Consider the following 3004-nt stretch of genomic DNA (forward strand, 5'->3'; position numbering starts at 1 on the left):
ACCAATTGATTTAATATTTTTTAATAGCTAATAAAAAAGCCCCTTGAAGGGGCTTTTTTTGCGAGCTTAAATTAAAGCGCTACGTTGTGAATCCGAGCTTTTTCTTTGATGTAAGAAATATAGCTCTTAGCACTACGTTCGGTCTTCTTATCATTCGCGGCAAGCACCGCACGATTATAAGCAGACTTGTACTTTTTCAGGCTTAAGTATGCTAAAGCTAGCTCAAACTGAGCTTCACCCGGATTATCGATGCCTGCATCAAGTGCTTTTTTAAACACAGGAATAGCGTCATCGAACTTTTGATCTAAAGCAAGAATGCGACCTTGTTTTAAATACAAATCACCCTTATTACTAACGGCAGCGGCTTTTCCATAATAGAAAGCGGCTTCTTTTAGCTCTTTAGCATTATGATAAAAACCAGCAAGAGTTGATAAGCTCTTCTCGTTTTCAACAATAAGACCAGACTTTAAATGCTTTTCGAAAATGGTAGCAGCTTTGTAAGGCGAACCTTTTTGTGCTAACAACTGAGACAAACGGGTAATGTTACTGTCTGTCTCTAAAAAGCCATTCTTATAGGCTAAATCATATGTTGCAAGTGACTTATCATAATCTTCAGTCATTAAGTAAAACTGAGCTAACTGTACCCAGAGACGTTTATCGTCTTGGAACAAAGGCACCATAGTTTCTAATACTTTTACGGCTTCTTTGTATTTTTTCTGGTTAAAGTAAGCGGTTAACTTCATCTGATATAGGCCCTTGTCAGGCGATTCAGCTAAAGATAAACCTTTGTCAGATACTTGAAGAACTTTATTCCAATCTTTTAACTCAGTGTAGGCAATACCAATACGGCGATACATTTGCGAATCAGCCTTACAGGTAAAATCCATCCACTTGTAGTAGTAAGGAATAGCCTCTTTAAACATTTTTTCCTGGAGTAATAAATCAGCATACAAACGCATTGTTGCAGCATGATCGGTACCACCAAGAATATCAGCGTCAACAGCAGTCTTTAAATATTTGATTGCTGTCTTCATCTGGCCTTTTTCGGCATAGAAGTTACCTAACATACGATCGACATAAGCTTTATCGAAATCGTTTTTAGCATTAGCCTCAAGCAAAATTGAAATAGCTTGGTCTAAATTTCCTTCAGTGTATGCTTCAAAAGATTTTTGAACTTTTTTTGCAGCGCTTTCGCCAACAGCACGAGATTGACGTTTATCAATTTCACACTTTTCAGCAGCCACTACAGAGTTTGACAATAGTGCACTTCCACAGACTGAAAGTAATAACGCTGTAGCGATACTAGTAACTTTACGCATTATCTACCTCCCTTTCTCTAGTGTGAAGTCAAGCTGAACTGTCATACCGGTTTGTTTTAATGGCTTGCCATCAACGATCTTTGGCTTATATTTCCATTTCTTCAATGCGCGAATCGCTTCGCGATCGAATAAACGTTTAGGTTCAGCCTGGATGACAGAAACATCATCAACACCACCAAGTTCGTTAATCGTAAATGAAAGTTGAACATAACCTTCTTTACCATCACGAGCAGCAGCAATTGGATACTGTGGCTCAATACGAACGATAGGGGTAGCATCACCATCACGGGTCATCATATTGCCAAGTTTAAAACCTGTACTTGGTCCACCAGCTTCGATACCACCCATATTGAACGCCATATTAGTGTCAATATTAGTTGATGAATCTGGCGGAGTAGTATCCGGCTTCGGTGGCTGCTCCGGTGGTGGAGGTGGCTTAGGTGTAACCCTTGGTTTTTTCTGTGCCTTCGAATCCTGTTTATCCATCGTAATTTCAATAACAGGGGATTCCACTGAGTCGCCGTTGCGTTGTGCGCCACCGCCGACTAGGAAAGCCATGAAAGCAAACAGCCCAAAAGTCACTGCAGCACCAATGATTATTGATACGAGTGCTCTTAGCATATTACTCATTCCCCGCTGATACTGAAATTTTGTCAATACCGGCAGCTTTAACATTATCAAGCACTTTAACGACTAAACCATGTAAAGCGTCTTTGTCTGCTTGAATCAATACAGCTGCTTCTGGTGCTTCCGCTAACATACGCTCTACGTTTGCAGTTACACGCTCGATATCAACCTGACGGTTTTCCATCATAATGACGCCAGTTTTGCTGATGCCAATAAAGATGTTTGCCGATGGTTTAGACGTAGCCTGTGACGCTTTAGGCTTGTTGTAGTCTAAGCCTGATGGCTTAACAAACGATGTTGTTACAATGAAGAAGATCAGCATGATAAACACGATGTCTAGCATCGGGGTCATATCAATCTGCGCTTCCTCTTCCATACTGGAATGCTTCTTACGTGCCATGTTCAATCTCTCTCTAGTGGTGAGGCATGCTGTCTTTTAGCTTTTCTAAACTGATTCTCATTTTTGAGTCTAAACGAGTGCTAAAGAATACACCCGATAGAGCTGCAACCATTCCTGCCATAGTTGGCATAGTGGCCATAGAGATACCAGCGGCCATTAAACGAGCATTACTCGTCCCCTGAACTGCCATCACATCGAATACTGAAATCATACCGGTTACAGTACCTAATAAACCAATCATTGGACAAATGGCTACTAAGGTTTTGATTAACAGCATACGTGCATTCAAATCTTGCTTCGCTTGGGATAACCAAGCTTCACGGATACGGTGAGCATGCCAAGAAGTCGTTTCTTCTCTTGCTTCCCATGACGCGATAACGGCTTGATGTTGTTTTGGTGATATCCAGTTGAGATACCAGTAACGCTCAAGCATTAACACCCACATTAGGAATAGCACAGCTGCAACCAGCCAGAGGACATCGCCTCCGGAGGCCATGAAGCCCCTGACGGAATCCCATACGTCCATCAGGATTAGCATCATTAGTCAGCCCTCTTCTCAGCATGTTCTGCAATGATACCAGCACTTTGTTCTTCAAGAACTTGAACAATAGACTTGCTACGAGCCACTACGATTGCCTCTAATGTTATTACATGCAAT

At 41.4% G+C, this 3004-nt stretch carries 4 protein-coding genes; all 4 read right to left on the reverse strand.

Annotated elements, in window-relative coordinates:
* Window positions 1-71: 71 nt before the first annotated feature.
* Genes H5185_RS21600 through H5185_RS21615 form a run of 4 tightly spaced genes read right to left on the reverse strand, consistent with a single transcriptional unit; the run spans window position 72 to window position 2887 of the window.
* Entirely contained in the window at window positions 72-1319 is a 1248-nt protein-coding gene (locus H5185_RS21600) for a tetratricopeptide repeat protein (RefSeq protein WP_124016393.1), read from the reverse strand.
* A 3-nt stretch (window positions 1320-1322) separates the two neighbouring features.
* Window positions 1323-1940, reverse strand: coding sequence for an energy transducer TonB (locus H5185_RS21605; RefSeq protein WP_124016530.1), 618 nt, complete (start codon window positions 1938-1940; stop codon window positions 1323-1325).
* A gap of 1 nt (window position 1941) precedes the next feature.
* Window positions 1942-2346, reverse strand: coding sequence for a biopolymer transporter ExbD (locus tag H5185_RS21610; protein WP_124016392.1), 405 nt, complete (start codon window positions 2344-2346; stop codon window positions 1942-1944).
* Window positions 2347-2359: 13 nt separating this feature from the next.
* Window positions 2360-2887 (reverse strand): MotA/TolQ/ExbB proton channel family protein, encoded by a 528-nt coding sequence (locus tag H5185_RS21615; protein WP_124016391.1) that lies wholly within the window; start codon window positions 2885-2887, stop codon window positions 2360-2362.
* Between the last annotated feature and the right edge of the window lie 117 nt (window positions 2888-3004).

This window comes from Shewanella sp. SG44-6 (genome assembly GCF_014164185.1).
Lineage (GTDB): Bacteria > Pseudomonadota > Gammaproteobacteria > Enterobacterales > Shewanellaceae > Shewanella > Shewanella vesiculosa.